Origin of the sequence: Pusillimonas sp. (assembly GCF_029263785.1) — a bacterium.
In the GTDB taxonomy this organism is placed as follows: Bacteria; Pseudomonadota; Gammaproteobacteria; order Burkholderiales; family Burkholderiaceae_B; genus Pusillimonas.
The window spans coordinates 1-25847 of sequence record NZ_JAJUFE010000030.1; the positions used below are offsets into that span (position 1 = coordinate 1).

Consider the following 25847-nt stretch of genomic DNA (forward strand, 5'->3'; position numbering starts at 1 on the left):
CCGTGTGTGCTCGAGGCATTCGTGCCATTGGTATCCGAAGTGTCCGTGGTTGTGGCGCGCGACGTCAAAGGGAACGCAGTGGCGTATCGTCCGTCGACGAACGAACATCGCGACGGCATTCTTGCTGTATCGTTGGTCGATTCATTGCCACAAGACGCGTCCCGCTACGAATCCACCGCGCAAAGCCTGGCCAAGGACATTGCTCACGCACTGAATTATGTTGGCGTGTTGTGCGTCGAGTTCTTTGTGCTTGATGATGGCAGCCTGGTAGCCAACGAAATGGCACCCCGTCCGCACAATAGCGGTCACTACAGTATTGACGCCTGCATCAGCAGCCAGTTCGACCAGCAGGCTCGCGTAATGGCCGGGCAACCTCTCGGTGACCCTTCTTGCCTGTGCCCCAGCGTCATGGTCAACATCCTGGGTGACGTGTGGTTTGATTCGCAAGACGAACTGCGAGAGCCGGATTGGTCGCGCGTGTTGCAGGTGCCCGGCGCAAAGCTGCATCTATATGGCAAATCAGACGCCAGGAAGGGTCGCAAGATGGGTCACGTCACTGTGTTGGGAAGCACCCTGTCCGAGGTCCGGAGCCGCGCCCGCCAGGTGGCAGATGCGTTGGGAATCAGATGGACGATCTGATACGGGAGGCTGCTCAACGCCTGGCTGACGGCCGGCTTGTCGCGTTTCCTACCGAGACGGTGTATGGGCTGGGTGCCGATGCCGAGAACGAAGCGGCCATTGCGCGGATCTACGCAGCCAAGGGGCGACCCTCTGATCACCCGGTCATTGTTCATGTGGCTGATGGGGCCAATCTTGAATACTGGGCGTCGCATGTCCCTGTTCAGGCTCGCCGTCTGATTGATGCATTCTGGCCTGGTCCGCTAACTTTGATATTGCCGCGGGCTGACCGCGTCCCGGCTGCGGTCGCCGGAGGGCAGGACACCATCGGGCTGCGGTGCCCCTCGCATCCCGTTGCCCAGGACCTGCTGGAGGCGTTCTCACAATTGAAGGGCGGCAATGCCGGCGTGGCTGCGCCGTCCGCAAACAAGTTTGGTCAGGTTTCGCCCACCCAGGCTGATCATGTGCGCGCCGAGTTCGTCGAGCTTGGCGACGAGGAGTTACTTGTTCTGGAGGGGGGCGCATCAGAAGTGGGCATTGAATCAACAATAGTCGATCTTTCGCGCCTGGAAGAGGGCGTTGGGCCGATGATACTGCGCCCCGGTCATATCACTGCAGATGATCTTTCGCGTGTGCTTGGCACAGAACCTGAAAGTCTGTTTGGATTGAAGCGTCAGGGGGCAGACCAGCAAGCGTCTGAAAACAAAACCGGTGCACCCCGAGTGTCAGGATCGCTCAAGGCGCACTATGCGCCGCGCACGCCCTTGTTCGTCTTGCCGCAAGCCGAAATACTGCAATGGGTCGCACAACTGCCCCAGGATCAACTGCCGATCGCTTGTGTGGTGTTCGATGCCGTTGAAAATCCTGTTCTGCCCGGCGTGGAGTGGGTGCTGATTGACAGCGACCCCAAGGCGTATGCGCGCAAACTTTACGCCTTGCTTCGACAACTGGACAGGGGCGGTTACCGTCGTTTGGTGTTTGAGCAGCCGCCAAGCTCAGCGGCCTGGCGTGCCATCAATGATCGCCTGGGTCGCGCCGCCGCGGCATTCAGCAAATAAGTCTCGGGCGCAAAACAAGTTCGGGGTTTTCCATGTGCACGCATAGAGGCCCGTTCGCGCGGGCGTGCATCCGCGACGCCCGACCTTTCATACGCCCAGATACCTGGTAAGAAGATCGCTCTGGCTTGCCAGGGTGGCGCTGTCACGCTGCTCGACAACCCGACCTTTTTCCAGGACCACGCAGCGATCAGTATGGGCCAGTACCTTTCGATAATTGCGGTCGACTATAAGCGTAGCCACACCTGTTTCACGAATGGCTTCAATGATGCGCCAGATTTCTGCGATGATGAGCGGAGCCAGACCTTCGGTGGCCTCGTCAAGAATCAGGACATCGGGGTTGGTCATCAGGGCCCGCCCGATCGCCAGCATTTGTTGCTCGCCGCCGGAAAGTTGCTGGCCCCCGTGCCCAAGACGTTCGGAAAGCCGCGGAAAAGTTTCAAGTACCCGTTCGTAGGTCCAGTCGTTGCGGCCATTGAATCCCGGGCGAGCGGCCACCAGCAGGTTCTCGCGAACATCGAGGTTAGGGAAAATGCCACGCCCTTCGGGCACGTAAGCGACCCCCTGCCGGGCTACCTGATGGGGTTGCGCGCGGGTATTGTCCTTGCCACGGATGACAATCTTGCCTTGCGCCGCGGGCAGGTGACCCATGACGGTACGGATCAGGGTGGTCTTGCCCATGCCGTTACGGCCCAGTAGTCCAATGGACTCGCCCGCGTCGATGCGGATGTCGACGCCTTGCAGAATATGGCTGGCCCCGTAATAGGTGTGCAGACCGGACGCTTCGATGAGTGTGCTCATTCTTCTTCTCCGAGATAAGCAGTTTGTACCTGCGGATCGGCCTTGATGCTGGCTGGGTCGCCGTGGGCGATGACCGAGCCATTGACCATGACCGTGATCTCGTCGGAAATCCGGAATACTGCGTCCATGTCGTGTTCAACCAATAGGATGGCGTGTTCTGACTTGAGGGAGTCGAGCAAATTGAGCATACGATCGGTTTCTTCGGAGCCCATGCCGGCAAGGGGCTCATCCAGCAAAAGCACCGTGGGGTGAGTGGCCAGGCTCATGGCTATCTCGAGCTGGCGCTTGCCGCCGTGCGAGAGCAGGCCCGCGACCTGGTTGCTGAATGCAGATAAACCGGCCAGCTCGAGTGCGCGGTCGGCTGCCTCATTGCTTTCTTTGCAGCGATTGGACGGCGACCAGCTCCAGAAATGCTGGTGATTGGCCTGAGCGGTCAGGCGGCAGTTTTCGTGTACGGTCAGCGAAGGGAAAATGGTGGTGCGCTGGTAACTGCGACCCATACCCGCACGCGCGCGACGAGGCTGAGGCCAGTTCGTGATGTTTTCCTGGTTCATGAATATGGTGCCTTCATTGGGCGCAAGCTCGCCCGAAAGCACACTGACCAGGGTGGATTTGCCAGCGCCGTTGGTACCGATGACCGCATGCACGGCACCGCGCTTGAGTTCAAGCGACACATTGTCAATGGCCGTCAGGCCGCCAAAGCGGCGCGTAATGTTCTTGGCCGATAATAAAATTTGCGTCATGGTGCTGCCTTTACTGAGCCGAGGCCGGCGTGATGGACCTGGCGCGGCGGCGGTTTCGTAGTTGTTCGGGAAGACCCGCCAGACCCTGAGGCAAGACGGCTACCAGGGCAATGATGGCAAGGCCGAAAGTCAGGTGCCAGCGGCTGGCGAATTCGCCGAACAGTGCGTGCGACTGAAACAGCTCTTGCAGCAGGGTCAGTGCGATGGCGCCCAGCACGGCTCCCCACAGGCGGCCCATGCCACCCAGAATAACCATCAGCAGCACCAGGCCGGACTGTTCCCAGGCAAGAAGTTCAGGGTTGACGTAGCCGTCCTTGACCGCGTACAGGAACCCTGCGATACCCGCCAGACCACATCCGATGATGTAGGCAGTGAGTTTGTACTTGAAGGTAGAGAACCCCGCGGCGCGCATGCGCTGCTCGTTGACACGGATGCCGGTCAGGGCGGCACCGAAGCGCGAACGCATCAACAGTGCCAGGAACAACCAGGTCAGCAGCATGCAGGCCAAGGTAAATACGTAGAACACGAACTGGTCGTCGATATTGAGTATGACCCAGTCACCCAGCCGAATTTCGGGACGGAAATACAGATAGATGCCGTCGGTTCCACCGCCAAGGGCCGTGTCATGGAACACGTAGTAGGCCATTTGTGCAAAGGCCAGCGTGACCATGATGAAATAAACGCCCTTGGTGCGTAATGCCAGCGCTCCGGTAATGGCCGCATAGACCATGGCGGCCAGCACGGCACCCGGCAGGAGCCAAAGCATGTTTCCGGCACCGGATTCAGGCGACAGCAGTGTCACGAAATATGCGGCTATGCCGAAGAAGGCCGAATGGCCAAGGCTGACCAGGCCGGTGCACCCGACCAGCAGCTGAAGGCTTAGCGCGAACAGAGCGTAGATCATGATCTTGATGATCAGGCTCAGATAATAGGTGGACGCGAACGAGGGCAAGGACAACACCACCGCCAGCAGCACCAGGAACAAAATGGCACGAAGAACGAAACGCATGCGTGGATCAGCCTTGATTAATGTTTAAAGAGCCCTTCGGGCTTGAACAACAGGATGGCGGCCATCAGCAAGTACACCATGACGCCGGCTGCAGCCGGGAAGAACACTTGCCCGAATGTGTCGACAAAGCCCACCAGCATGGCGGCCAGAAAGGCACCCTTTATCGACCCGATGCCGCCAATTACCACCACGACGAAGCAAATGATGATGACTGCGTTACCCATTCCCGGATAGACCGAGGACACGGGAGCCGCGATGGCCCCGGCAAAAGCCGCCAGCGCCACGCCGATGGCAAATACGATACGGAACAATCGATTGATGTCGATACCCAGGGAATTGATCATTTCGCGGTTGCTGGCACCGGCACGAATCATCATGCCCAGGCGGGTGCGTGTCAGAACCCAGACCATCAGTAGTGCAACCAGGATGCACATCGCCGAAATGAACAGGCGATATACGGGATATGTCATCACGTCGCCCAGCTGGACCGAACCGGCCAGCCACGACGGAACAGGGACACCGTGTACGTCGTTGCCCACGAGAATGCTGCGAAGCTCTTCGAACACCAGAATGAGCCCGTAAGTCATGAGCACTTGCTGAAGGTGTTCGCGCGTGTACAGATAACTGTAAAAAGCCCATTCGAGGAAATACCCGAGCAGGGTGGCCAGGAGCACACAGACCAGCACGGTAACGACAAAGCCGCTGCCGAGGTATTGAGCCACAAGCGGTTGCAGGGCAAAGGCCATGTAGGCCCCGATCATGTAAAAGCTTCCATGGGCAAGATTGATGATGCCCATGATGCCGAAAATAAGAGTCAGGCCGCTGGCGACCAGAAATAGCAACAAGCCGTACTGCACGGCGTTAAGACACTGGATCAGGAAGATGGCCGGGTCCACGAGAATTCCTTTGAGTCGACGGAACATCCGGCACGCGCAACATTGCGCATGCCGGATGCACGCGGATTACAGCTTGCAGCCGCGGGCTGGGTCAGCCAGTTTTTCGACGGCGACCTTTACAACTTTATTGACGTCGCCTTCGACCTTGCGCAGATACATGTCCTGAACAGGGTTACCGGCCTTCGACAGCGTGAACTCGCCACGTGGGCTGTCGATCCTGGCATTGCGAATGGCTTCGCGCATGGCGTCTTTTTTGCTGACGTCGCCGTTGACGGCCTTCAGGCCGGCGTCGAGCATCTGGGCAGCGTCATAGCCCTGAACGGCATAGACATCAGGCGGAAGCTGGGGGAAGTTCTTTTTGTAATTCTCGCGGAAAGCGTTGTCGCGAGGCGTATCAAGACCGTCTGCATAGTGCAGCGTAGTCAGCAGGCCTTGGGCGGAAGCGCCTTGTGCTTCAAGCGTGCCGTCGGTCAGGAAGCCTGCGGCCAGCAAAGGAATCGAATCTTTCAGGCCTGCAGCAGCATAGTCCTGGGTGAACTTGACAGCGCCGCCACCTGCAAAGAAGGTGTAGACGGCGTCAGGCTTGATCGATGCGATTTCGGTCAGCAGCGGCTGGAATTCGACGTTGGGGAAGGGCAGTGTCAGATGTTTGACGACCTTGCCACCGGCCTTTTCGAAGGATTCCTTGAAACCGTCGGTAGATTCTTTACCGGCGGCGTAGTTCCAGGAAATGGTGACTGCAGTCTTGTGACCCTGCTCGGCAGCGACCGAACCCATGGCGTAGCCCGGTTGCCAGTTTGAGAACGAGGAACGGAAAACGTTCTTGCTGCAAAGAGGGCCGGTAATGGCGTCAGCACCGGCGTTGGGAATGATCAGGGTTGTGTCGGAATCGTTAGCGGCCTTGGCCAGTGCCATGGCAACACCGGAGTGCACAGTACCTATCAGAATGTCGACCTGGTCGCGCTTGATCAGGCGGTTGGCGTTCTCCGGACCTTTTGACGGGTTGGATTCGTCGTCGACCTTGAAGTACTGGACTTCCTGCCCGGCAAGTTTGCCGCCTTGTTCCTGAACGTACAGTTTGAAGCCATTTTCGATGGCTTCGCCCAGCTTGGCATACGTGCCGCTGTACGGCAGCATGAAGCCAACCTTGACGGTTGCGAAGGCAGTGCCTGCGCTGAATGCCAGCACTGTCGCCAAGGCGGTGCGGGTAAGTACTTTTTTCATTGCCTACTCCTGTTTATTATGAAAAAGTGACTGCAGTGGTGCGCAAAAGGGCGCGTTTCAGACAAGGCCGTGAATGAACTTCACGGCCTCGTTGATGACTGTTTCAGGTTGGTCTTTGTGGGGAGAATGGCGGCAGCGCTCAATGATACAGAGCTTTGCATGTGTTGCAATCCGTTTAATCCCTTGAATTTGCTCGAGTGTTCCGTATTCGTCGTCGACGCCCTGTATGGCAAGAATGGGGCACTTGATCTTGTTCAGGTACGACTCGATGTTCCAGTGGCGGAACTCGGGATTCAGCCACACATCGTTCCATCCCCAGAACGCAGAGTCAGGATCATCGTGGTACCGGGCAAGGCGCTGGGGCAGGTCGGTATTAAGGTAGGCTTCGCGAGCCCGCTCGATATTCTCGACAGAAATGTCTTCGACGAAGATATGCGGTGCAGCCACAATAATGGCGCGAACGGCATCCGGGTACATGGCGGCGTACAGCAAAGCAATCGAGCCGCCATCGCTGTGTCCCAACAGAATGGGCTTTTCGTCTTGCATGCCAAGCGCTTCAAATAAGGCGGGCAGTGCTTCGCGAGCCTGGTCCTGCATGTAGTCAATGGGCCATTTTTCGTCATGGGGGCGCGGTGTGCTCGAGCCATATCCGTAGCGCGAGAAGACCAGGCCACGGCATCCGGCAGCCTCGCACAGTTGGGCCGGCCAGTCTTTCCACATCGACGCCGAACCCAGGCCCTCGTGCAGGAAGACGATCAGGTCTGCGTCCTGTTTATGGGGCGAGATCAGCGAGTATTCGATCTGTATCTCGCGATCCAGTGCCTTGATGGAAACCAGTCCGGATTCCTGAGCGGGAATCATAGTGTTCATGTCAGCGGTTCTCCTGCTCGCGCAAGCGGAAGCGCTGAATCTTGCCGGTGGCCGTCTTGGGCAGTTCGTCGACAAAGTGAATGGTGCGTGGATACTTGAATGGTGCGAGATGTTCTTTGACAAACGTCTGCAGTTCCTGCCGAATGGCCTCAGACGATGTATTGCCGGCGCGCAGTACGACGAATGCCGTCGTCTTGATCAGGCCTTGCCCGTCTGATGCGCCAATGACGGCAGCTTCGAGAACAGCAGTGTGCTGGATCAGCACATTCTCGACTTCAATCGGCGACACATACTGGCCGCTGACCTTGATCATGTCGTCGCTACGACCCGAGTAGGTGTAGTAGCCGTCTTCGTCACACACATACTTGTCGCCGCTCTTGGTCCATTCACCCAGGAACGTGGTGCAGGTTTTCTGGCGGTTGTTCCAGTACATCAGGGCAGAACTTGGGCCTTTGATGTACAGGTCTCCGATGGTTCCGCGCGGTACCGGTTTCCCTTCGTCATCGCGCAGTTCGACCTCGTAACCCGGCACCGGCTTTCCGGTTGTGCCATAGCGCAGGTCGTCCTGGCGATTGGACAGGAAGATATGGAGCATTTCGGTTGAGCCGATGCCATCCAGAATCTGACACCCGAAATGCTGGGTGAAGCGCGTGCCCAGTTCGCTGGGCAGGGCTTCGCCGGCCGACGCGCAAACACGTATGGCCACATCCTGTCTTGCGGGGATGTTCTCGTAGGCCAGCATGCTGGCGTACAGCGTGGGCACGCCACAGAACACAGTTGGCTTGTTTTCGACCAGACGCTTGTAAACGGCGGCGGGCGTCGGCCGCTCGTCCATCAGTACGACGGTGGCGCCAACGGATAGGGGAAAGGTCAGTCCGTTGCCCAGGCCATAGGCGAAAAAGAGCTTGGCGGCCGAGAACACGATATCGTCTTCGCGGACCCCCAGGATGGGCTTGCCATAGAGTTCGGCCGTGTACCAGAGATTTGCGTGGCTGTGAACGACGCCTTTTGGTTGACCCGTTGATCCGGATGAATAAAGCCAAAAGGCAATCTCGTCGGCTTTGGTCTTGATGGCGGGCACTGCCGGCGCCTGCTCCAGCCGGCTGTTGAGGTCGATGTAACCGGCAGCAAGCGCGCCTTCTGGACGGGCAACGACCACATGTTTGACTTCGTGCTGCGCGCTGCCCATGGCTTCTTCGATGGCAGGAAGCAATTGCGGCGAAATGAAGACGGCCTGGCAACGGCTATGCTCCATCATGTAGGAATAATCGGCGGCGGTCAGCAAGGTGTTGACCGCCACAGGCACCACGCCGGCATGAAGGGCGCCCAGGAAAACCACCGGCCAGTCGTTGATGTCGTGCATGGAAAGCAGGATGCGCTCTTCACGACGGATATCCAGCTCTTTCAGCAGTCCGGCGAATTTGGCCACCCGCGTCGCCAGTTCCCCATAGGACAGTTCGCCCTGGCTGTCTATGTATGCAGTCTTGCCGGCGCGACTTGCGTTGATCTCGGCAATATGTTGGGCGAAGTTGAGTTCTGCGGGGCAGGCGTGCATGGTTGTCTCCAGGTCTTGCTGTCGGGGCCCGCTGGCCCCGGGAAATACGGATTCAGATCTTTTATGAATGTTTAAGGGTTTTGCTACTGAGCCGCGAGGCGCGCGAGCACCTCTGGCGCCGCCTGAACGGCAGCCAGTCGGTGATAGAACGCCAACGCACGAAGGCCGCCCAGCTCCTGACCACCGCCGGCGCGGCCCGGTCCGCCGTGGTTGGACTGCGGCATGGCATTGCCGTGTCCAGTCTGAACCTTGGCTACCGCACTATTGATGACGTGCACCCGTCCGTGGCTTTCGGCGAGTCGCACTGCGGCCTGGGCGAGAAAGTCGGTGTCTTCTCCGTATACCGATGCCACCAGCGAGCCCATTCCGCGACGTGCCAGTTCGTAGGCGTGTTCGATATCGCGGTACGGCATGATGGTGGCAACAGGGCCGAACACTTCGGTTTCGTGGACCAGGGCAAGATTGTCAGGGTCGCGAGTGCCAAAAAGCATGGGGGCGACACAGGCGTGATCGTTTCCGTCAACCTGCATGCTGGTTTGCGTACGGCCGTCAAACAGAACGTCGCAATGTTTGGCGAGCAGTTCGATCCCTTCTGTCACCGCCTTCTTTTGAGTTTGACTGACCAGGCTTCCCATACGTACTGACTCGTTGCGAGGGTCGCCAACCGTGATCCCCTGCAGCTTCTCGCAGATACCCTTCGCGACGGCGTCATAGCTGGCTTCGGGCACGAATATGCGCCGGATGGCGGTGCATTTCTGTCCGGATTTGATGGTGAGTTCGCGCACCACCTCGCGAACCAGAAGGTCGCTGCCGGTGGCTTCGGGATCGAGCAAAGCGCAATTGACGCTGTCGGTTTCGGCGTTGAACCGGACGCCGTCGTGTTGAATGCGAGGATGTTGGCGCAGGGTGGCGGCAGTTTCGGCCGAGCCCGTGAACGAGACCAGGTCCAGGCCATTCAAAGCGTCAAGCAGGCCTTCGGGGCGACCGCAAACGATGCTGATGCTTCCTTCGGGCAGGATGCCGGCTTCGATGACATCCTTGACCATTTCGTGAGTCAGCCAAGCCGTTGCAGTGGCGGGCTTGACCACAACCGGTACTCCGGAAAGTAGCGCGGGCGCGGCTTTTTCCCAGAGTCCCCAGGCCGGAAAGTTGAAGGCGTTGATCAGCAGGGCGACACCGCGCACGGGCACTTCGATATGTTGGCTGGCGAAGGCATTGTCCTTGGCCAGCGAAGTGCTGTCGCCATCCAGATGCACTTGGCCGTCTACAAGCCTGGATCCCAGTTTTGCGTAATAGCCCAGGGTGTAGATGCTGCCCTCGACGTCTACTGCAGTGTCATTTTTGACTGTGCCCGAGTTTTGTAGCGATATGTCGTAGTATTTGTCGCGGCTGGCCTGCAGGACCTGTGCCACCTGGGCGAGCAAGCCCGCGCGTTCGGCGTAGGTGTAGCGACGCAATGCGGGTCCGGCCTGCGTTCGGGCATGGTCATACGCGGCAGCCATGTCGACACCCTTTGCGCAGACCTTGACCAGGGGCGTTCCCAGAACGGGGTCGTACAAGGTCGTGCCTTCGCCGGTGCCTTCTTGCCAGCGGCCCTGAACATAATTAGCGAGTTTCTTCATAGATATCCAGTTTGGTGGTGGACGGGTGCACGAAGCCCGTGGCGACGAAGCTCTGTGCAGCGGGCCGCTACGGACGGCCATCGAGGTCGGCGGGCACCAGGTGCCGGCCGGGCCCGGCTTATTGCCTGGTGAATTCGATCTTGCCTTCGGGAAGCAGATATAGAACCATGGCGCGTCCTTGTGTGACAGTAGGGCTGTGCGCCGTATCAGGACCGTAAACCAGCCAGCCTTGGGGATGGCCGTCAAAAAGCGCGTCTTGGGAAATTGGCATGATGAGATCGATCTCGCCATTGGGGTGCCGATGGTGAGGGCCCGCAAGATCTTCCATATCAACGACGTCTACCGAATAGCCATGCATGTCGGCGTGTGGCTTGATGACCCGGCCGTAGCGCACGCCGCCGGCTTCATATTGGCACATCCAGCCCTGTTGTGCCGCGCTTTTGCAGATCTCGACAATGCGCTGACAGGTCTCGCCTTCGTAGGGAAACTGTTGGTTCAGTTGATCCTGAAGGGACTTGTCGAGCGCCTTGGCGCCGATAAAATCTGTTACCTGTCGGATAAGCCCCTGAAATGTCTCGATGTTGCTCATTGATGCATCCTTCTTGGATCAGGTGCCCGGCAGTTGATATCTGGAAGGTGGCCGGCACCCGATGTGCTTGTCAGGCTGAAAATTATGCCTTTTCTTCTGTGATGTCAAGCACTATAATGCATATCAACGGCTTTCTTAGGGTTTTTCTGGGTGAAGAATAAAGCACAAGATAAAAAGGTCGAACAGACCGAATCGGAGACAGTGCGTGATGTCTTCCTGGTGGCGCTGGGTGAAAGAGTTCGCCGGCTTCGCGCGCGGCGAGGCATGACACGCAAGGAACTCGCCCGGGCCGCCTCGGTATCCGAACGGCATCTGGCGAATCTCGAGCACGGGGTGGGCAATGTCTCCATTCTCGTTCTTCAAAGTATTGCGAATGCATTTAATTGCGCGCTGGCCGAGCTGATAGGCGATTTCACGACTTCCTCTCCAGAGTGGCTGCTGATTCGCGAGCTTCTGGAGGGTCGGAGCGAAAATGATCTTCAACTGGCCCGCCAGGCTCTGTCCGAGCTGTTTGAAGGGCGTCCGGCCATGCCGCCGCGCAATCGCCTGCGTCAAATTGCCCTGATCGGCTTGCGCGGGGCGGGCAAGTCAACTTTAGGTCGCATGCTGGCGGCCGATATCGGCTATCCTTTCATAGAGTTAAGCTCTGAAATTGAACGCGTTGCAGGCTGTGGCATTCTTGAAATTCACAGTCTGTATGGCGCCACTGCCTACCGGCGCTACGAGCGCCGCGCCCTCGAAGAGGCGTTGCAGCTTTACCCCGACATGGTATTGGCCACGCCGGGCGGACTGGTATCCGAGCCTTCCACCATGAACCTGATGCTTTCGCACTGTTATAGCGTGTGGGTCAAGGCCACTCCCGAAGACCATATGGCCCGGGTAATGGCGCAGGGCGATTTTCGTCCCATGGCAGGCAACAACGAAGCCATGGCCGACCTCAAGCGTATCCTGGCCAGTCGCGAAGCCTTCTATTCAAAGGCCGACTTCATCTGCTCGACCAGTAATCAGTCACTGGAAGAATCCTTCAACATTTTGCGCAACCATATTCGAGAAGTAGCGGGCATGCCCAGGCAGGCAGCCTGATGATGCATTTTTATGCATATTTTTATTGACGGGTAGTGTAGCTTGCATTATTATGCATGCACCTTTCGAATATGCACTATTGTTCGGGCTTCTAATAATCAGGAGATATTGATGAATCAAGTCGCCAACCCCGCGGTCGAACAGGCCGCCGCCAGCCGAGTCGACTTCCGTACCGACCCCAGCCAGTACAAACATTGGAAACTGGATTTCGACGGCGAGATTGCGACGCTGACCATGGACGTGGCCGAAGACGGTGGTCTGCGTCCGGGCTACAAGCTCAAGCTCAATTCCTACGACCTGGGTGTGGACATCGAACTGCACGATGCCCTGCAACGCATCCGTTTCGAACATCCTGAAGTCCGTACGGTAGTTGTCACCAGCGGAAAGGACCGGATTTTCTGCTCGGGCGCCAACATTTTCATGCTCGGTCTGTCTTCCCATTCCTGGAAAGTCAACTTTTGCAAATTCACCAACGAGACCCGTAACGGTATCGAAGACTCCAGCCGTCATAGCGGCCTCAAGTTCGTAGCGGCTCTTAACGGTGCCTGTGCCGGTGGGGGTTACGAGCTTGCACTGGCCTGCGACGAAATCCTGCTTGTCGACGACCGCTCGTCGGCCGTATCACTTCCCGAAGTACCCCTGCTGGGTGTTTTGCCGGGTACCGGCGGTCTGACCCGCGTAACCGACAAACGCAAGGTGCGTCACGATCGCGCTGATATTTTCTGCACCCTGGTTGAAGGTGTCCGCGGTCAGCGCGCCAAGGATTGGCGCCTGGTCGACGACGTAATCAAGCCTGCCCAGTTTGCCGAGGGGGTTCGTCAACGTGCTGCTGAACTCGCGGCAAAAAGCGATCGCCCCGCCGATGCGAAGGGCATTGAACTCACGCCCGTTGAGCGCACCGACGGCGCCGACAGCCTGTCGTACAAGTATGTCGACGTTCAGATCGACCGCCAGAAGCGTATCGCAAACCTGGTGGTGCGCGGTCCCGAGAACGTTCCTGCCGATGTCGACGCCATTGTGGCCGCTGGTGCTACGTGGTGGCCGCTGCAAATGGCCCGCGAGCTTGACGATGCCATTCTTCAGTTGCGCACCAACGAGCTCGATATCGGAACCTGGGTGTTCCGTACACAAGGCGATATCGCCAAAGTGCTGGAAGCTGACGCTACGTTGGAACAATTCGCCGACCACTGGTTCGTGCGTGAAACCCGTGGCATGCTGCGTCGCACACTGGCACGCCTCGACGTCAGCTCTCGCTCGCTGTTCGCGCTTATCGAGCCGGGTTCCTGCTTCGCCGGCACCTTGCTTGAACTGGCACTGGCATGCGACCGCAGCTATATGCTCGACGACCCGGATGCAGAAAACGGCGCTGAAATCGCTGTCAATGCGTTGAACTTCGGTGTTTATCCCATGGTCAGCAACCAATACCGGATCCAACGTCGCTTTTACGACGAAGAGCCGGCGATCAGTGCCGTGAAAGCCACCATCGGCAAGCGGATTTCCCCGCAAGAGGCTGAAGAGCTCGGCTTGATCACGTACGCCCTGGACAGCCTGGATTGGGACGATGAAATACGTCTGGCTCTTGAAGAGCGCAGTGCATTGTCGCCAGATTCCCTCACCGGCCTTGAAGCCAACCTGCGCTTCGGTCCTGGCGAAACCATGGAAACCCGCATTTTCGGCCGCCTCAGCGCCTGGCAGAACTGGATCTTCTACCGTCCCAATGCATCGGGCGAGAAGGGCGCGCTCAGTCTGTATGGCAAGGGCGAAAAGGCCAACTTTGATTGGAACCGCGTATAAGCGCGCGATAAACAGAGCTATTAAGGAGCAAGACATGTCTGGTATCAACTATTCCGAGAAGATTCCCAACAACGTCAACCTGTCCAGCGACCGTACGCTTCAGCGCGCGCTTGAACACTGGCAGCCCAACTATCTGCAGTGGTGGCAGGACATGGGCCCTGAAGCCTCCCAGAACATGGATGTCTATCTGCGTACTGCAGTCAGCGTGCAGCCTGATGGCTGGGCTCACTTCGACTATGTCAAGATGCCCGAGTACCGCTGGGGAATTTTCCTGACGCCGCAAGACGGTCAACGCAAGATCCACTTTGGCGAGCATATTGGTGAAGACGTCTGGCAAGAAGCGCCGGGCGAGCATCGCGCCAACCTGCGCCGCATCATCGTCACCCAAGGCGATACCGAACCCGCTTCGGTAGAGCAGCAACGACACCTTGGCCTGACCGCTCCGTCGCTGTACGACCTGCGCAACCTGTTCCAGGTCAACGTCGAAGAAGGTCGTCACCTGTGGGCCATGGTTTACCTGCTGCATCGCTACTTCGGACGCGACGGTCGTGAAGAGGCCGACGCGCTGTTGCAGCGCAACTCGGGCAGCGAAGACAGTCCCCGAATTCTTGGCGCCTTCAACGAGAAGACCCCCGATTGGCTCGCCTTCTACATGTTCACCTACTTCACTGATCGCGACGGCAAGTTCCAGCTCAGTGCCTTGTCCGAGTCCAGCTTCGATCCGCTGGCGCGTACGACCAAGTTCATGCTTACCGAAGAAGCTCACCACATGTTCGTGGGTGAGTCGGGTGTCTCGCGGGTGCTGCAACGTACCGCACAGGTCATGAACGAGCTCAAGACCGAAGACCCTGAAGCCTTGCGCAAGGCCGGCGTGATTGATTTGCCGACTATCCAGCGCTACATCAATTTCCACTACAGCGTCACGATCGACCTGTTCGGTGCAGACCAGTCCTCCAACGCTGCAATCTTCTATAGCTCTGGCCTTAAGGGTCGTTACGAAGAAGGCAAGCGCACGGACGATCACCAGCTCAAGAACGACACCTACCGCGTTCTCGAAGTACACAATGGCGAACTTCGCGAAGTCGAGGTTCCGATGCTCAACGCACTGAACGAAGTTTTGCGCGACGACTTCATCAAGGACACCGTCGCCGGCGTCGGTCGCTGGAACAAGGTCCTCGAAAAGCAAGGCATCAACTTCCGCCTGACCGTGCCGCACAAGGCTTTCAACCGCAAGATTGGCACGCTGGCCGGTATTCGTGTGTCTCCCGAGGGTCAGGTGCTGACCGAAGAGCAGTGGAAGAACCACGAACACGAGTGGCTGCCCACTGCAGAAGATCGTGAGTACGTGGCTTCGCTTATGGGTCGAGTCGTCGAACCGGGCAAGTTTGCCAACTGGATCGCACCTCCGGTGATGGGCATCAACCGCCAGCCGATCAACTTCGAGTATGTGCGCTTTAATTAACGATGCTTTGCCCTGTTGATACAGGGTGTCCACCGGGTCCGGCGCAGTGTGGGCCGGGCCCGGTGGTCCTTCCAATGGTCGGGCCTGCCTGCAGTGGCGACTCTGGCGATACGGAGACCTAGAATGACAGTCGAAACCCAAAATCGCGTTATCAAACAACACCTGATCGATCCAGAGATCTGCATTCGTTGCAATACGTGCGAAGAGACCTGCCCGATCGATGCCATTACCCACGATTCCAATAACTATGTCGTGGACGTCGACATATGCAACAGCTGCATGGCTTGCGTACCTCCCTGTCCGACAGGTGCCATCGACAATTGGCTGCGTGTTGTAGCAACCGAGGCCTATTCGCTTGAGGATCAGTTCAGCTGGTCAGAGCTGCCGGCCGAGCAGGAACTTCCCGCCGATACCGTCGAGGCCCCTGCGAATGCCAACGGCGCTGCGGCCGGTGCCGAAGCCGCCACCGAGGCGGTTGAAGACGTGACATCCGAGCTTGAAGGTGTGCCTTCAACGGGTTCAGGCGCGAGCATCCCTCCGTGGTCTGCCGCTCATCCTTACGTCAATCTCTATACGCACAAGAACGTCGCCACCGCCACCGTCGCCGGTAACTATCGACTGACCGATGCGGAAACCGATAACGCCATTCATCACATCGTGCTGGATTTTGGCGAACTGCCGTTTCCTGTGCTCGAGGGTCAGTCCATTGCCGTGTTCCCTCCCGGAACCGATGAAAACGGCCGCCCTTATCACGCCCGCCAATATTCCATCGCCAGCCCGCGTGACGGCGAACGGCCGGGCTACAACAACCTGTCGCTGACGGTCAAGCGTGTCACGAGCGATTACGACGGCAACCCTGTGCGCGGAGTGGCTTCGAATTACTTGTGTGATCTGCAGAAGGGGGACAAGGTGCGCGTGATCGGCCCCTTCGGCAACACCTTCCTTATGCCGAATCTGCCACATTCCAATCTGATCATGATCTGCACGGGAACCGGTTCCGCCCCGATGCGCGCCATGACGGAACGCTGCCGCCGCCTTACCAAGGACAGGGCCTTTAATGGTAAGCTTATGCTCTTTTTTGGCGCACGCACCGAGCGAGAATTGCCGTACTTCGGCCCGCTCATGAACTTGCCCAAAGACTTTATCGATATCAACTTGGCGTTGTCGCGAGCCGCAGACAAACCCAAGAAATATGTGCAGGACCTGATCCGCGAACGGGGTGCTGATGTCCTTGAGCTTATCGATGACACCAACACCTGCATCTTCGTTTGTGGCCTCAAGGGAATGGAAACCGGCGTACTTGAAGCCCTTAAGGATGTCGTAGAGGGAGCAGGGCGCAACTGGTCGGAAGTTCATGCGCAGCTCAAGTCTCAAGGGAGGCTGCATTTCGAGACTTATTGACCAGTTTTCTGGATGGAAACATGAAATTTAATGAGTTTCGTAATGGCATGGTCATCAACCACGGGCCCGTGGTCATTACAGAGCAAGAGATGCTCGACTATGCAAGGCTCTACGACCCCCAGTGGTTCCATACCGATCCGGTAAAAGCCAAGGAAGGCCGCTGGGGCGGCCTCATCGCCAGTGGATGGCAAACTTGCGGCCTGGCCATGCGCATGGTGGTCGAGAAAGTGCTGTACGATTCCGAGTCGTTTGGTTCGCCTGGCGTTGAGCGGGTCCGGTGGATACTTCCGGTACGACCAAACGACGCCTTACGGCTTGAAATCACTGTGGATTCCGTCAGGGTGTCGTCCTCGCGTGAAGATCTGGGTATCGTGCGATGGACGTGGCGCTTGTATAACCAGCGCGACGAGCAGGTGCTCGAAATGGAAGTCACCAGCCTGTTTGACCTGGGCGAAAGCCAGTTTAGACAGTAGATGCGCCAGCTTGCCCAACCGACGGCTGGTCACCAGTAATAACCAACAAAAAACGTTGCAGTAACGCTTAGCGCCTCCGGGCGCTTTTTTTTGCCCCGCAGTTCAGGCCAGTGATGAGCGGGAAGCCCGGCTGTTTGGCAGATGGTTGCGGCAAGTGACCGGTGGCACTATCTGGTAATCGACCACGAAATAGGGGATTCTACTGACAGATTTCATCACGTTCCTCATCCATACTTATTTGAATTCAATTTTGCATGCAAAGTTGAAAATAACGGGCGGAGACAGTTGAAGACGCTGTGATTCAAGCGTGCCGCCGATCAAGTCCAAGTGAGGAAAACAATGAAATTCCCCTCGTTTTCATATGCAAAGCCGGCGTCCCTGGCAGAGGTCACTCAAATCCTGGCCGAAGATGACAGTGCCCGGGTCATTGCCGGTGGGCAGAGTCTTCTGCCCCTGTTGGCTTTTCGGCTGGCGTACCCTTCCCAACTGATAGATCTGTCGGGAGTCTCCGAGCTCGAAGTCATTCGCAAGGATGTCGATTCTTTGGTGCTGGGTGCGATGGTTACACACGTTCGTAACCTGACCGACCCAACCGTTGCCGAATGCATGCCGATCATTCCCAAGGTTGTCGAGCACGTTGCCCACGAGGCTGTGCGCAGTCGCGGCACGGTCGGCGGCAGTGTCTGTCATTCAGACGCAGCGGCAGAAATGCCCGCCTTGATGATTGCGCTGCAGGCCAGGATGCATATCGCCGGGCAGAGCGGCTCGCGTGTGCTGCCGGCCGAGGAATTCCTGCTTGGGCACTACACCACAGCTCTTGAGCCGGGTGAGATCCTCACTCATATTCAGATTCCCTTCACGCCATACCTCTGGGCATTTGAAGAGATTGTCCGTCGCAAGGGTGACTTCGCCCTGGCCATGGCCTTTGCAGGTCTCAAGATGGATCAGGGCCGCTGTACCCAGGCCCGGCTTGTCATGGCTGCATTGTGCGAAAGACCTACGGTGTGCAGCGAGGCGGTGCAGTTCCTGACAGGCAAGGCCATCGATGAGTCCGTTGCCGAAGAGGCCGCAGGCATAGCGCTGCAAGGCCTTTCAGTCCGTTCGGACATTCACGGTAGCGAAGATTTGAGAAAGCATCAGGCGCGAGCCGCCATGAAACGTGCCATCTTGCGCGCATCAAAAGGAGAATAAACATGGTCGGGACCGAACAAAAAGACACGATGGAAGTCAGTGCGACCATCAATGGCCGTAACCGCAGGTTTCGCGTCGAACCCCGCGTGCATCTGGCCGATGCACTGCGCGATGAGCTTGGCCTGACCGGAACGAAGGTCGGTTGCGAACAGGGTATCTGCGGATCGTGCACGATACTCGTCGACGGTACGCCAATGCGCTCTTGCCTGATGCTGGCCGTCCAGGCCGATGGTCGCGAGATCAGCACGGTAGAGGATCTGGTCAAGGGGCCTTCGCTGGGAGTGCTTCAAGACTCATTCCACCGGCATCACGCTTTGCAATGCGGCTTCTGTACCGCCGGATTCCTGAACACGGCGCTGACCTTCCTGCGTCGTAATCCTGAGCCGACTCGCGACGAGGTGCGGGAAGTGCTTTCGGGCAACCTGTGTCGATGCACCGGATACGAAAACATTGTTGACGCCATAGTTGATCCTGCCGTTCTTGAAGCTGCAGCGAAAGGGGAGCTGTAATGAAAAAGCACGAAGTCGCCGAATTTGTGCCCAAGGCTACGGGTACTTCAGTATTGCGTCGAGAAGATGCGAAGTTGCTGACCGGTCGTGGCAAGTACATTGCCGACATCCAGCTGCCCAATATGCGGCACGTGGCCATTTTGCGCAGTCCGTTTGCGCATGCGCGTATCGTTTCGATTGACACCAGCCAGGCTGCCGCCATACCGGGTGTTGAACTCATCTGGACGGGTGAAGATACCGCTCCTTTGACTATCGGCATCCCTACACGACACGCAGACCCTGCATTCCAGGCGACCATCCAGCCGGTACTGGCTCAAGGAGTGGTTCGCTATGTCGGAGAAGCGGTAGCCGTCGTTGTTGCGACGAGCATTCATGTCGCTGAAGATGCGCTTGCCGAGATCATGGTCGAGTACGAAGAGCTGCCGGCCATAGCAAATGTGGAGCAGGCTCTTGAATCAAGCGATCTGGCCAACGACACGCTGTCCAGCAACGTCATTTACCGTAGTGCCCGCTTCAACGACGACGTTGACTCCGTGTTCGCGTCCAGCGCATGCACCGTAGAGGGAAACTTCCGTTGTTCGCGCGTGTCGGCGGCTCCCATGGAGACCCGCGGCGCCCTGGCGCAATACGATTGGACGACCGAGAAGCTCACGCTCTGGACGGCAACCCAGATGCCCTCATTCATTCGTACCATGATAGCCATGTTCGCGGGGTTTGCCGAACATCAGGTTGAGGTCATCACTCCTGATGTCGGTGGAGGGTTTGGTCAGAAGGCGCATCTGCATCCCGAAGAAATTCTTGTGTGCTTGCTGGCGCGCCAACTGGGCGAGCCGGTGCGCTGGATCGAAGACCGGCAGCATAATTTTCTGGCCGCCACTCATGCCAAGCAACAGCACATCGACATGCGTCTGGCGTTTGATGCCGAGGGCCGGTTCCAGGCATTGGAAACGCGTGCCGTCACCGATAGCGGCGCATATAACAACTTGCCCTGGACCTCGCTGGTTGAGTCTCATGTGGGCAACGCAGTGGTGCTGGGCGTGTACAAGGTCCCGAAGGTCCGTGACGAAAGCGTAAACGTCGCCACGAACAAGGTAGCCATCGGTGCCTACCGCGGAGTGGGTTTCAGTGCACCCCAGCTTGCCCGCGAAACACTGATCGACAAGGCGGCACGCCAACTGGGAATATCGCCTTTCGAGATTCGTCGCCGTAACGTGGTGCGCCCGGAAGAGTTTCCCTACACAAATCGCATGGGAATGACCATGCGCGAGGGAAGCTTCCTGGAAACTATCGATACCCTCGAAAAAATGGTGGGTTACGACGCTTTCCGCGCACGCCAAGAAGAAGCACGGGCCAGAGGCAAGTATCTGGGTCTGGGCGTCAGCGTGTTCAATGAAGTGACCGGAGTCTATGGGTTCGGTACATATGCCAGCCGGGGTGCCGTGGTTGGGGCGGGTTCAATTGGCAGGGCCGCATCCATTGTTCGCGAACGCATGAAGCAGCTGGCGGCCAATTTGTTCGAAACGTCCCCGGACGACATCGTGCTGGATGGCGGGAAGGTACATGTGGCAGGCGTACCCGCCAAGGGAATGGCGTTTGCAGAGGTAGCCGGCGCGGCCTATTTTGCCGAGGAAACCCACCCGGCCGGGTTTGACGCGACGCTTGAGGCAACAGCCAACTACGATCCTTCCGACCTTGTCCTGGCCAACGGGGGCCACGTCGCTGTGGTCGAGGTCGACCCCGAAACCTGTCGTGTAAGGGTCGTTGACTTCTATGCTGTGGAAGACTGCGGAAAGATGATCAATCCCATGATCGTAGAAGGCCAGATGCGTGGCGGTATGGCGCAGGCCATTGGCATGGCTCTTCTCGAAGAAATCGTCCATGATGAAAATGGTCAGCTCTTGACCACGACCTTTATGGATTATCTGATGCCGACCGCTCAGGATGTGCCGGACATCAAGATTGAACACCTTGAGACACCTTCTCCCCTGGTTCCGGGCGGCATCAAGGGTATGGGTGAATCTGCAATGATTTCCGCGCCCGCAGCCGTTTTTTCTGCGGTCAACGATGCCATCGCCCATCTGGGGGTATCTATCGAGACGGCCCCGATTACGCCGGAACGCCTGTACCAGGCAATGTACGGCGGGTAAACCTGCTCGAACTCACGTTTCTCGCCGCCGCCATGATGGTGGCGGCCAACTGCTTTAAAGATCTGGCTTATGAATATCAACTATGTGTTTACTCTTGACGTTGCCCCTGACCGGGCGTGGGCTGTCTTGAACGATATCCCCAGCATTACCCCCTGCATGCCAGGGGCCTCTCTCGATGGTCAGGATGACAAGGGGTATAAAGGGAAGATGAAGGTCAAGCTCGGCCCCATCGATATGATCTTCAATGGGCATATTCGTTTCCTCGAGCGCGACGATACCCAGCGTCGGGCGTTGCTGGAAGCTGCCGCGAACGAGCTCAAGGGTGCCGGCAATGCCAAGGCGACCATCAAGTTTTCCGTGGTACCGCAGGGCAGCGGCTCCGAAATCACGGTAGACAGCGACTATGCAGTAAGTGGCAGGGCGGCGCAGCTTGGCTCGGGGGTCATCCAGTCGGTAGGAAAGCGCCTGATGGATGAATTTGCAAAGCGGCTCAGTGCCCGTATTGCCGCAGAAACTCAAGTGGCGTCTGCAACTGAACCCGCTGCCGTCAGGCCTGATCCGGCTCCGGTCCGGGCAGACAATGAAGCGCTCGACCTGGTGGGCCTGACCTGGAAGCCGGTGCTGGCTCGTGCGGCCATTATTGTCATGGTTGCGGCCTGCATCGGATATGGAATCTGGCGTTTCGTCGCCTGACTACTCATAGTGAGACCGCATGTTTTACAAGCAGCTTTTTCAGTCGCCACAACACCTTGCCGCAAAGCTCGAGGAAGTCGATTACATCAGTGCGGATGGCGCCGCCATTGCGTGTTTTCTAGGGGCAAGCCTGAACCGGCCCTTATATCTGGAAGGCGAACCCGGGGTTGGCAAAACAGCGTTAGCGTTTGCGGTCGCGCGTGCTTTTGATCTGCCGCTGATACGTCTTCAGTGCTATGAGGGTATTGACGTCACGCAAGCAATCTACGACTGGGACTTCCGTCGACAACTTCTGTTTGTGCGTGCGGGGCAAGATAACGACACGCAGTCTTCACGCCACAATGCGTTGTACGACGAGCAATTTCTTGTCGCCCGACCCATCCTCAGGGCGTTTCGTGAAAGTCCGGTGGTTTTGCTGATAGATGAAATTGATCGCGCAGACGACGAATTCGAAGCCTATCTGCTCGAAGCCCTTTCCGACTTCAGCATCACTATTCCCGAATACGGCACCATACGGCCCAAGGTACCGCCGCTGGTATTCCTGACATCCAATCGCACACGCGAAGTACACGAGGCTCTCAAGCGTCGCTGCCTGTTTCACTGGATGGAGCACCCGACTCGTGACCACGAAATGGCCATCCTCGAGCGCAAGCTGCCGGGTCTGCAAGAAAGTCTCGCGCAGGATCTGGTGTCGGTCGTTCAACGATTGCGGGCCCTCGAGCTGGCCAAGGCGCCGGGTATTGCAGAGACGCTGGATTGGGGAGCAGCGCTACAGGCCCTGGGAAGCGAACGCCTCGACAAAGATGCACTCGATGCTACCTTGGGAACAATCTTGAAATATCATGAGGATCAGGTGCAAGTCAGACGCGACGATTATGCGTCGCTCGATTTACCCGCGCTAACACGATAGGTGGCTTAGCCATGCAGGCCTCATATGTCCTGAACTTTCTGGATCAGCTGCGTACGACGTTCAAGCATGTACGCGCGGCAGACATCGAGGTTTTTTTTCGCGCCCTGGCGAAGCTGGGTGACCCGGGACGTCACGAAATTTATTGGGCAGGTCGCCTTGGGCTTTGTCGAAGCGAGAAAGATGTCTTGGTCTACGACGACTGTTTCTCACGTTACTTCGACGGCGTGGTTCAGGACAAAACCCCCAATCCACATCCAGAGCAAAATGAAGAGCCAGGGACGTCGCTGGCTGCGGCGGATTCAGAAGACGATGCAGCCCATAGCGAAGACCGTCTGATAGCCCAGGCGGCTGAGTTTGAGCGTTTGAGCCACGCAGATTTTTCAACCCTCGATACGAGGCAGCGTGACATGGTCCTTTCCATGATCGCCGCTTTGCGGGTGCGACCCCCTTTGCGCCGTTCTCACCGTCATCAAGCGGCGCGCAGGGGCGAACTGCACGCTGCGCGCACCGCGCGCGCCTGGCTGCGCTCGCTGGGGGAGGTGGGTGATTTCCACTACGTGACGGCTCGCCACAAACCCAGGCGTTGTGTTTTGCTGTTCGACATAAGCGGTTCGATGCGAGACTATGGCGATTCACTCACTTTATTTGGCTACGGCCTGGTGACATCAATGCCCGAAGCAGCCGAGGTATTCGCCATGGGTACACGCCTGACGCGATTGACACACAATCTCAAGCGCATGTCGCCGGACGTGGCGCGGGTCCAGGTGGCTGAATCTATTCGCGATTGGCAGGGTGGCACGCGTTTGGGCCAAAGTATCAAGCAATTTCTCGACGAATGGGGCCAGCATCGAATGGTTCGCCAGGCAGTCGTCATCATTGCCTCGGACGGCTGGGAAAGTGGCGAAGCCGCAGTCCTGGGCGCTCAGATGGCTCGACTGCGGCGGGTAGCGCACCGGGTCGTCTGGATCAATCCGCATAAATCCAGTGCGGGCTTCGAACCCACTGCAGCCGGAATGCGGGCGGCCTTGCCCCACATCGACCAGTTCCTGGGTGGCGCGTCGTTGTACGAGTTTCGTAAAGTGGCCGAAATCATTCATCAACTGAGCGACTCCAGTGTTCGCCAGAAGAGTCGCGTGTTCCCGGGCTCTTAGTGTTTCCCCTAAATGAGTATTAACCCCAATACTTTGTGCACAAATTTGTATGCAAAATTGAGTTCATTGGGGTTGGCAAAAACACTAAAGGAGTCTTAGGACATGAGCAAAGCGATGAGTGCGATAGGCACGTTTGCAGAGTCGTCACTTCGCCAGAAGGTAACTGATTGGTTGATGGTCGAAGCCGAATTGCTGGACGATCAGCGAGAGCGCGACTGGCTGAACAACCTGGTCAGCAAAGAGGTCGAATACCAGGTGCCCTTGCGTCAGACTGTCGGGCGCGGCGAGGGCAAAGGTTTTGTTCCGGGTGCATATCACCTGGTTGAAAGCTGGGGTTCGCTCAACAGCAAGCTTGCCCAGGCGGAAACCGGCTATTCCTGGGCCGAAGATCCACAATCGCGTACCCGCCACTTCATTACCAACATCCGGGTCGGCCAGCTTCGCGACGGCCGCGTCGAAGTGCGTTCCAATCTGCTCCTGTATCGCTCTCGTCAGGACGAAACCACGCCACAGATCTTTTCTGGCGAACGCCACGATGTCCTGCAGGAAGCAGGCGATGGTTTCCTGTTGGCAAAACGTGTGGTCTACCTCGATACAACAGCCATCGCTTCACATAACTTGGCCATCATTTTCTGAGCGCTACGAAGGAGAGTGCAACATGTCAAACACTACATCCAAATCCTGTGCCTCCAGCGAGGTTGATACGCTCCTCGAACGGCTGAACAACGGTATCGACCGGGGCGAAGTCCCGGTCGGGCTGTATGGCAATGCCTCGGTTTACGAACGTGAGTTGCGCCAGATCTTTGGTCGCTGCTGGGTATTCATGGCTCATGAATCCGAGATCCCGAACGCCGGAGACTACGTCGTTCGAAAGATTGGTGAAGACGACTTCATCGTTTCGCGCGATCAGGAAGGCGGCATCAATGTCATGTTTGATGCCTGTCGTCACCGAGGCGTGAAGGTTGCCCGTGCCAGCGCCGGAAACACAAAGGGCTTTGTTTGCCCGTACCACGGCTGGACATACGATATCAAGGGCCGCCTTACCGGGGCGCCTCTTTGGCGCAGTGCATACGGCGATATGGACAAGGACAAGAACGGGCTCCTTTCTGCAGTTCAGGTAGATACCTACCAGGGTCTGATATTCGCCACGCTCGACGAAAAAACACCCCCGCTCAAAGAGTATCTGGGCGATATGGCCTGGTACCTGGATCTTGTATTCGGGCTTAACGAACACGGCGTCGAGGTTCTTGCTCCTCCCCAGCGCTTCGTGATCGATGCCGACTGGAAATCGGGCGCTGATAACTTCTCGGGCGACGACTACCACCTGGGAACGCTTCACCGTTCTGCAATCGAGATCGGTGCATTCCCTGTTCCGTTCGCCGAGAACATGAAGGGCTATCACATCCAGGCTTCGCCCGGTCACTCGATCTCGTTCTCGATGGCGGCCAGCGAAGAAGAGCCCGGTCCGCGCTTCTTCGGCTTCCCCGAAGAACTGTCCAAGACCTTCGACACATCGCGTATCTCGCAGCATCAGCTAGACGCCGCACGCATGTCCCGCGTGTTCGTCGGCAACGTGTTCCCGAACTTTTCCATCCTGATGCTGCCGACGACAGACGATCCGTCAAAGCATCCGGCCACCGGAATGCTGACCATACGCTGCTGGCAGCCCAAAGGGCCGGGCAGGGTAGAGGCATGGAACTGGTTCCTTGGCTACAAGAACATGAGTCCCGAACTTAAGCAGCGCACATACGCGTCTGGTTTGGCCACGTTCTCGATGGGGGGCACGTTCGAGATTGATGACACCGAACCCTGGATCACCATCGCTCGTGCCGGGCGTTCGGTTGCCGGCGAAAAGCTGCAGATGGATCTCAACTATCAGATGGGACTTCCCGATGTGGGCATTGCCACCCGTGTCGAAGACGGCAGCTGGCCTGGGCCTGGAATTGTCTACAAGAGCCGCTTCGAAGAAGGGGTGCAAAGAAACCTGTTCCGTTTCTACGGCCAGATGATGAGCGCTCCTGAAGGCGAGTTTCCTCCCTTGACGTTCGCCG

Annotated in this window: 24 protein-coding genes; 15 read left to right on the forward strand and 9 right to left on the reverse strand. The window is 57.7% G+C overall.

Features of this window, described 5'->3' with window-relative positions; all coding sequences use genetic code 11:
- Together Q1J88_RS08610 and Q1J88_RS08615 are read left to right on the forward strand one after the other, a co-directional pair.
- Positions 1-639, forward strand: a 639-nt coding sequence (locus Q1J88_RS08610; RefSeq protein ID WP_301117219.1) for an ATP-grasp domain-containing protein, incomplete at its 5' end; no start/stop codon positions are given.
- Positions 627-1676 (forward strand): L-threonylcarbamoyladenylate synthase, encoded by a 1050-nt coding sequence (locus Q1J88_RS08615; RefSeq protein ID WP_301117220.1) that lies wholly within the window; start codon positions 627-629, stop codon positions 1674-1676. The genes Q1J88_RS08610 and Q1J88_RS08615, both read left to right, overlap by 13 nt.
- A gap of 87 nt (positions 1677-1763) precedes the next feature.
- Here Q1J88_RS08615 and Q1J88_RS08620 read toward each other — a convergent pair whose 3' ends face one another.
- The 9 genes from Q1J88_RS08620 to Q1J88_RS08660 form a co-directional block, all read right to left on the reverse strand.
- The gene (locus tag Q1J88_RS08620; RefSeq protein ID WP_301117221.1) at positions 1764-2474 is read right to left on the reverse strand and encodes an ABC transporter ATP-binding protein; all 711 of its coding nucleotides are present in this window, start codon (positions 2472-2474) and stop codon (positions 1764-1766) included.
- Positions 2471-3217: an ABC transporter ATP-binding protein gene (locus tag Q1J88_RS08625; protein WP_301117222.1), complete on the reverse strand. Its 747-nt coding sequence runs from the start codon at positions 3215-3217 to the stop codon at positions 2471-2473. The genes Q1J88_RS08620 and Q1J88_RS08625 overlap by 4 nt, the downstream gene beginning before the upstream one ends.
- A 10-nt stretch (positions 3218-3227) precedes the next feature.
- On the reverse strand, positions 3228-4226 hold the full coding sequence (locus Q1J88_RS08630) for a branched-chain amino acid ABC transporter permease (protein WP_301117223.1): 999 nt from the start codon (positions 4224-4226) through the stop codon (positions 3228-3230).
- A gap of 17 nt (positions 4227-4243) precedes the next feature.
- Positions 4244-5122, reverse strand: a complete 879-nt coding sequence (locus tag Q1J88_RS08635) for a branched-chain amino acid ABC transporter permease (protein ID WP_301117224.1) — start codon at positions 5120-5122, stop codon at positions 4244-4246.
- 66 nt (positions 5123-5188) lie between these two features.
- A complete protein-coding gene (locus tag Q1J88_RS08640) occupies positions 5189-6346 on the reverse strand; it encodes an ABC transporter substrate-binding protein (RefSeq protein WP_301117225.1) in 1158 nt (385 codons plus the stop codon).
- A 57-nt stretch (positions 6347-6403) separates the two neighbouring features.
- A complete protein-coding gene (locus Q1J88_RS08645; RefSeq protein WP_301117226.1) occupies positions 6404-7216 on the reverse strand; it encodes an alpha/beta hydrolase in 813 nt (270 codons plus the stop codon).
- 1 nt (position 7217) lies between these two features.
- A complete protein-coding gene (locus Q1J88_RS08650; RefSeq protein ID WP_301117227.1) occupies positions 7218-8771 on the reverse strand; it encodes a benzoate-CoA ligase family protein in 1554 nt (517 codons plus the stop codon).
- A gap of 83 nt (positions 8772-8854) precedes the next feature.
- Positions 8855-10393 (reverse strand): 3,4-dehydroadipyl-CoA semialdehyde dehydrogenase, encoded by a 1539-nt coding sequence (locus tag Q1J88_RS08655; protein ID WP_301117228.1) that lies wholly within the window; start codon positions 10391-10393, stop codon positions 8855-8857.
- Positions 10394-10511: 118 nt separating this feature from the next.
- Complete coding sequence (locus tag Q1J88_RS08660; protein ID WP_301117230.1) at positions 10512-10982, reverse strand: DUF4863 family protein; 471 nt, start codon at positions 10980-10982, stop codon at positions 10512-10514.
- A 150-nt stretch (positions 10983-11132) separates the two neighbouring features.
- Here Q1J88_RS08660 and Q1J88_RS08665 point away from each other — a divergent pair, with 150 nt between their 5' ends.
- From Q1J88_RS08665 to Q1J88_RS08725, 13 genes are all read left to right on the forward strand, one after another.
- A complete protein-coding gene (locus Q1J88_RS08665; RefSeq protein WP_301117231.1) occupies positions 11133-12065 on the forward strand; it encodes a helix-turn-helix transcriptional regulator in 933 nt (310 codons plus the stop codon).
- A gap of 111 nt (positions 12066-12176) precedes the next feature.
- The gene (boxC, locus tag Q1J88_RS08670; protein ID WP_301117232.1) at positions 12177-13859 is read left to right on the forward strand and encodes a 2,3-epoxybenzoyl-CoA dihydrolase; all 1683 of its coding nucleotides are present in this window, start codon (positions 12177-12179) and stop codon (positions 13857-13859) included.
- 34 nt (positions 13860-13893) lie between these two features.
- Entirely contained in the window at positions 13894-15321 is a 1428-nt protein-coding gene (gene boxB / locus Q1J88_RS08675; protein WP_301117233.1) for a benzoyl-CoA 2,3-epoxidase subunit BoxB, read from the forward strand.
- Positions 15322-15444: 123 nt separating this feature from the next.
- Entirely contained in the window at positions 15445-16722 is a 1278-nt protein-coding gene (gene boxA, locus Q1J88_RS08680) for a benzoyl-CoA 2,3-epoxidase subunit BoxA (RefSeq protein ID WP_301117234.1), read from the forward strand.
- Positions 16723-16742: 20 nt separating this feature from the next.
- Positions 16743-17195, forward strand: a complete 453-nt coding sequence (locus Q1J88_RS08685) for a MaoC family dehydratase (RefSeq protein WP_301117235.1) — start codon at positions 16743-16745, stop codon at positions 17193-17195.
- A 339-nt stretch (positions 17196-17534) separates the two neighbouring features.
- Positions 17535-18386 (forward strand): xanthine dehydrogenase family protein subunit M, encoded by an 852-nt coding sequence (locus tag Q1J88_RS08690; RefSeq protein WP_301117236.1) that lies wholly within the window; start codon positions 17535-17537, stop codon positions 18384-18386.
- A 2-nt stretch (positions 18387-18388) separates the two neighbouring features.
- Complete coding sequence (locus Q1J88_RS08695) at positions 18389-18895, forward strand: (2Fe-2S)-binding protein (protein ID WP_301117237.1); 507 nt, start codon at positions 18389-18391, stop codon at positions 18893-18895.
- Positions 18895-21042, forward strand: a complete 2148-nt coding sequence (locus tag Q1J88_RS08700; protein WP_301117239.1) for a xanthine dehydrogenase family protein molybdopterin-binding subunit — start codon at positions 18895-18897, stop codon at positions 21040-21042. Before Q1J88_RS08695 ends, Q1J88_RS08700 begins: the two co-directional genes overlap by 1 nt.
- A 69-nt stretch (positions 21043-21111) precedes the next feature.
- Positions 21112-21735 carry an SRPBCC family protein gene (locus Q1J88_RS08705; protein ID WP_301117241.1) on the forward strand — a complete coding sequence of 208 codons (624 nt, stop codon included), beginning with the start codon at positions 21112-21114 and terminating at the stop codon, positions 21733-21735.
- Between the two features lie 19 nt (positions 21736-21754).
- Positions 21755-22645, forward strand: a complete 891-nt coding sequence (locus tag Q1J88_RS08710) for a MoxR family ATPase (RefSeq protein ID WP_301117242.1) — start codon at positions 21755-21757, stop codon at positions 22643-22645.
- 11 nt (positions 22646-22656) lie between these two features.
- Complete coding sequence (locus Q1J88_RS08715) at positions 22657-23796, forward strand: VWA domain-containing protein (protein ID WP_301117243.1); 1140 nt, start codon at positions 22657-22659, stop codon at positions 23794-23796.
- Between the two features lie 102 nt (positions 23797-23898).
- Positions 23899-24432: an aromatic-ring-hydroxylating dioxygenase subunit beta gene (locus tag Q1J88_RS08720; RefSeq protein WP_301117244.1), complete on the forward strand. Its 534-nt coding sequence runs from the start codon at positions 23899-23901 to the stop codon at positions 24430-24432.
- Between the two features lie 22 nt (positions 24433-24454).
- Positions 24455-25847, forward strand: a 1393-nt coding sequence (locus tag Q1J88_RS08725) for a Rieske 2Fe-2S domain-containing protein (RefSeq protein WP_301117245.1), incomplete at its 3' end; no start/stop codon positions are given.

What these genes read in the sequence shown, in the direction of transcription:
- Q1J88_RS08700 (WP_301117239.1), top strand. Translation starts at nt 18,895, where the DNA reads ATGAAAAAGCACGAAGTCGCCGAATTTGTGCCCAAGGCTACGGGTACT.
- Q1J88_RS08710 (WP_301117242.1), top strand. Translation starts at nt 21,755, where the DNA reads ATGTTTTACAAGCAGCTTTTTCAGTCGCCACAACACCTTGCCGCAAAG.
- Q1J88_RS08695 (WP_301117237.1), top strand. Translation starts at nt 18,389, where the DNA reads ATGGTCGGGACCGAACAAAAAGACACGATGGAAGTCAGTGCGACCATC.
- Q1J88_RS08615 (WP_301117220.1), top strand. Translation starts at nt 627, where the DNA reads ATGGACGATCTGATACGGGAGGCTGCTCAACGCCTGGCTGACGGCCGG.
- boxA (WP_301117234.1), top strand. Translation starts at nt 15,445, where the DNA reads ATGACAGTCGAAACCCAAAATCGCGTTATCAAACAACACCTGATCGAT.
- Q1J88_RS08650 (WP_301117227.1), bottom strand. Translation starts at nt 8,771, where the DNA reads ATGCACGCCTGCCCCGCAGAACTCAACTTCGCCCAACATATTGCCGAG.
- Q1J88_RS08630 (WP_301117223.1), bottom strand. Translation starts at nt 4,226, where the DNA reads ATGCGTTTCGTTCTTCGTGCCATTTTGTTCCTGGTGCTGCTGGCGGTG.
- Q1J88_RS08660 (WP_301117230.1), bottom strand. Translation starts at nt 10,982, where the DNA reads ATGAGCAACATCGAGACATTTCAGGGGCTTATCCGACAGGTAACAGAT.
- Q1J88_RS08645 (WP_301117226.1), bottom strand. Translation starts at nt 7,216, where the DNA reads ATGAACACTATGATTCCCGCTCAGGAATCCGGACTGGTTTCCATCAAG.
- boxB (WP_301117233.1), top strand. Translation starts at nt 13,894, where the DNA reads ATGTCTGGTATCAACTATTCCGAGAAGATTCCCAACAACGTCAACCTG.
- Q1J88_RS08685 (WP_301117235.1), top strand. Translation starts at nt 16,743, where the DNA reads ATGAAATTTAATGAGTTTCGTAATGGCATGGTCATCAACCACGGGCCC.
- Q1J88_RS08715 (WP_301117243.1), top strand. Translation starts at nt 22,657, where the DNA reads ATGCAGGCCTCATATGTCCTGAACTTTCTGGATCAGCTGCGTACGACG.
- Q1J88_RS08620 (WP_301117221.1), bottom strand. Translation starts at nt 2,474, where the DNA reads ATGAGCACACTCATCGAAGCGTCCGGTCTGCACACCTATTACGGGGCC.
- Q1J88_RS08720 (WP_301117244.1), top strand. Translation starts at nt 23,899, where the DNA reads ATGAGCAAAGCGATGAGTGCGATAGGCACGTTTGCAGAGTCGTCACTT.
- Q1J88_RS08625 (WP_301117222.1), bottom strand. Translation starts at nt 3,217, where the DNA reads ATGACGCAAATTTTATTATCGGCCAAGAACATTACGCGCCGCTTTGGC.
- Q1J88_RS08705 (WP_301117241.1), top strand. Translation starts at nt 21,112, where the DNA reads ATGAATATCAACTATGTGTTTACTCTTGACGTTGCCCCTGACCGGGCG.
- Q1J88_RS08655 (WP_301117228.1), bottom strand. Translation starts at nt 10,393, where the DNA reads ATGAAGAAACTCGCTAATTATGTTCAGGGCCGCTGGCAAGAAGGCACC.
- Q1J88_RS08690 (WP_301117236.1), top strand. Translation starts at nt 17,535, where the DNA reads ATGAAATTCCCCTCGTTTTCATATGCAAAGCCGGCGTCCCTGGCAGAG.
- Q1J88_RS08640 (WP_301117225.1), bottom strand. Translation starts at nt 6,346, where the DNA reads ATGAAAAAAGTACTTACCCGCACCGCCTTGGCGACAGTGCTGGCATTC.
- boxC (WP_301117232.1), top strand. Translation starts at nt 12,177, where the DNA reads ATGAATCAAGTCGCCAACCCCGCGGTCGAACAGGCCGCCGCCAGCCGA.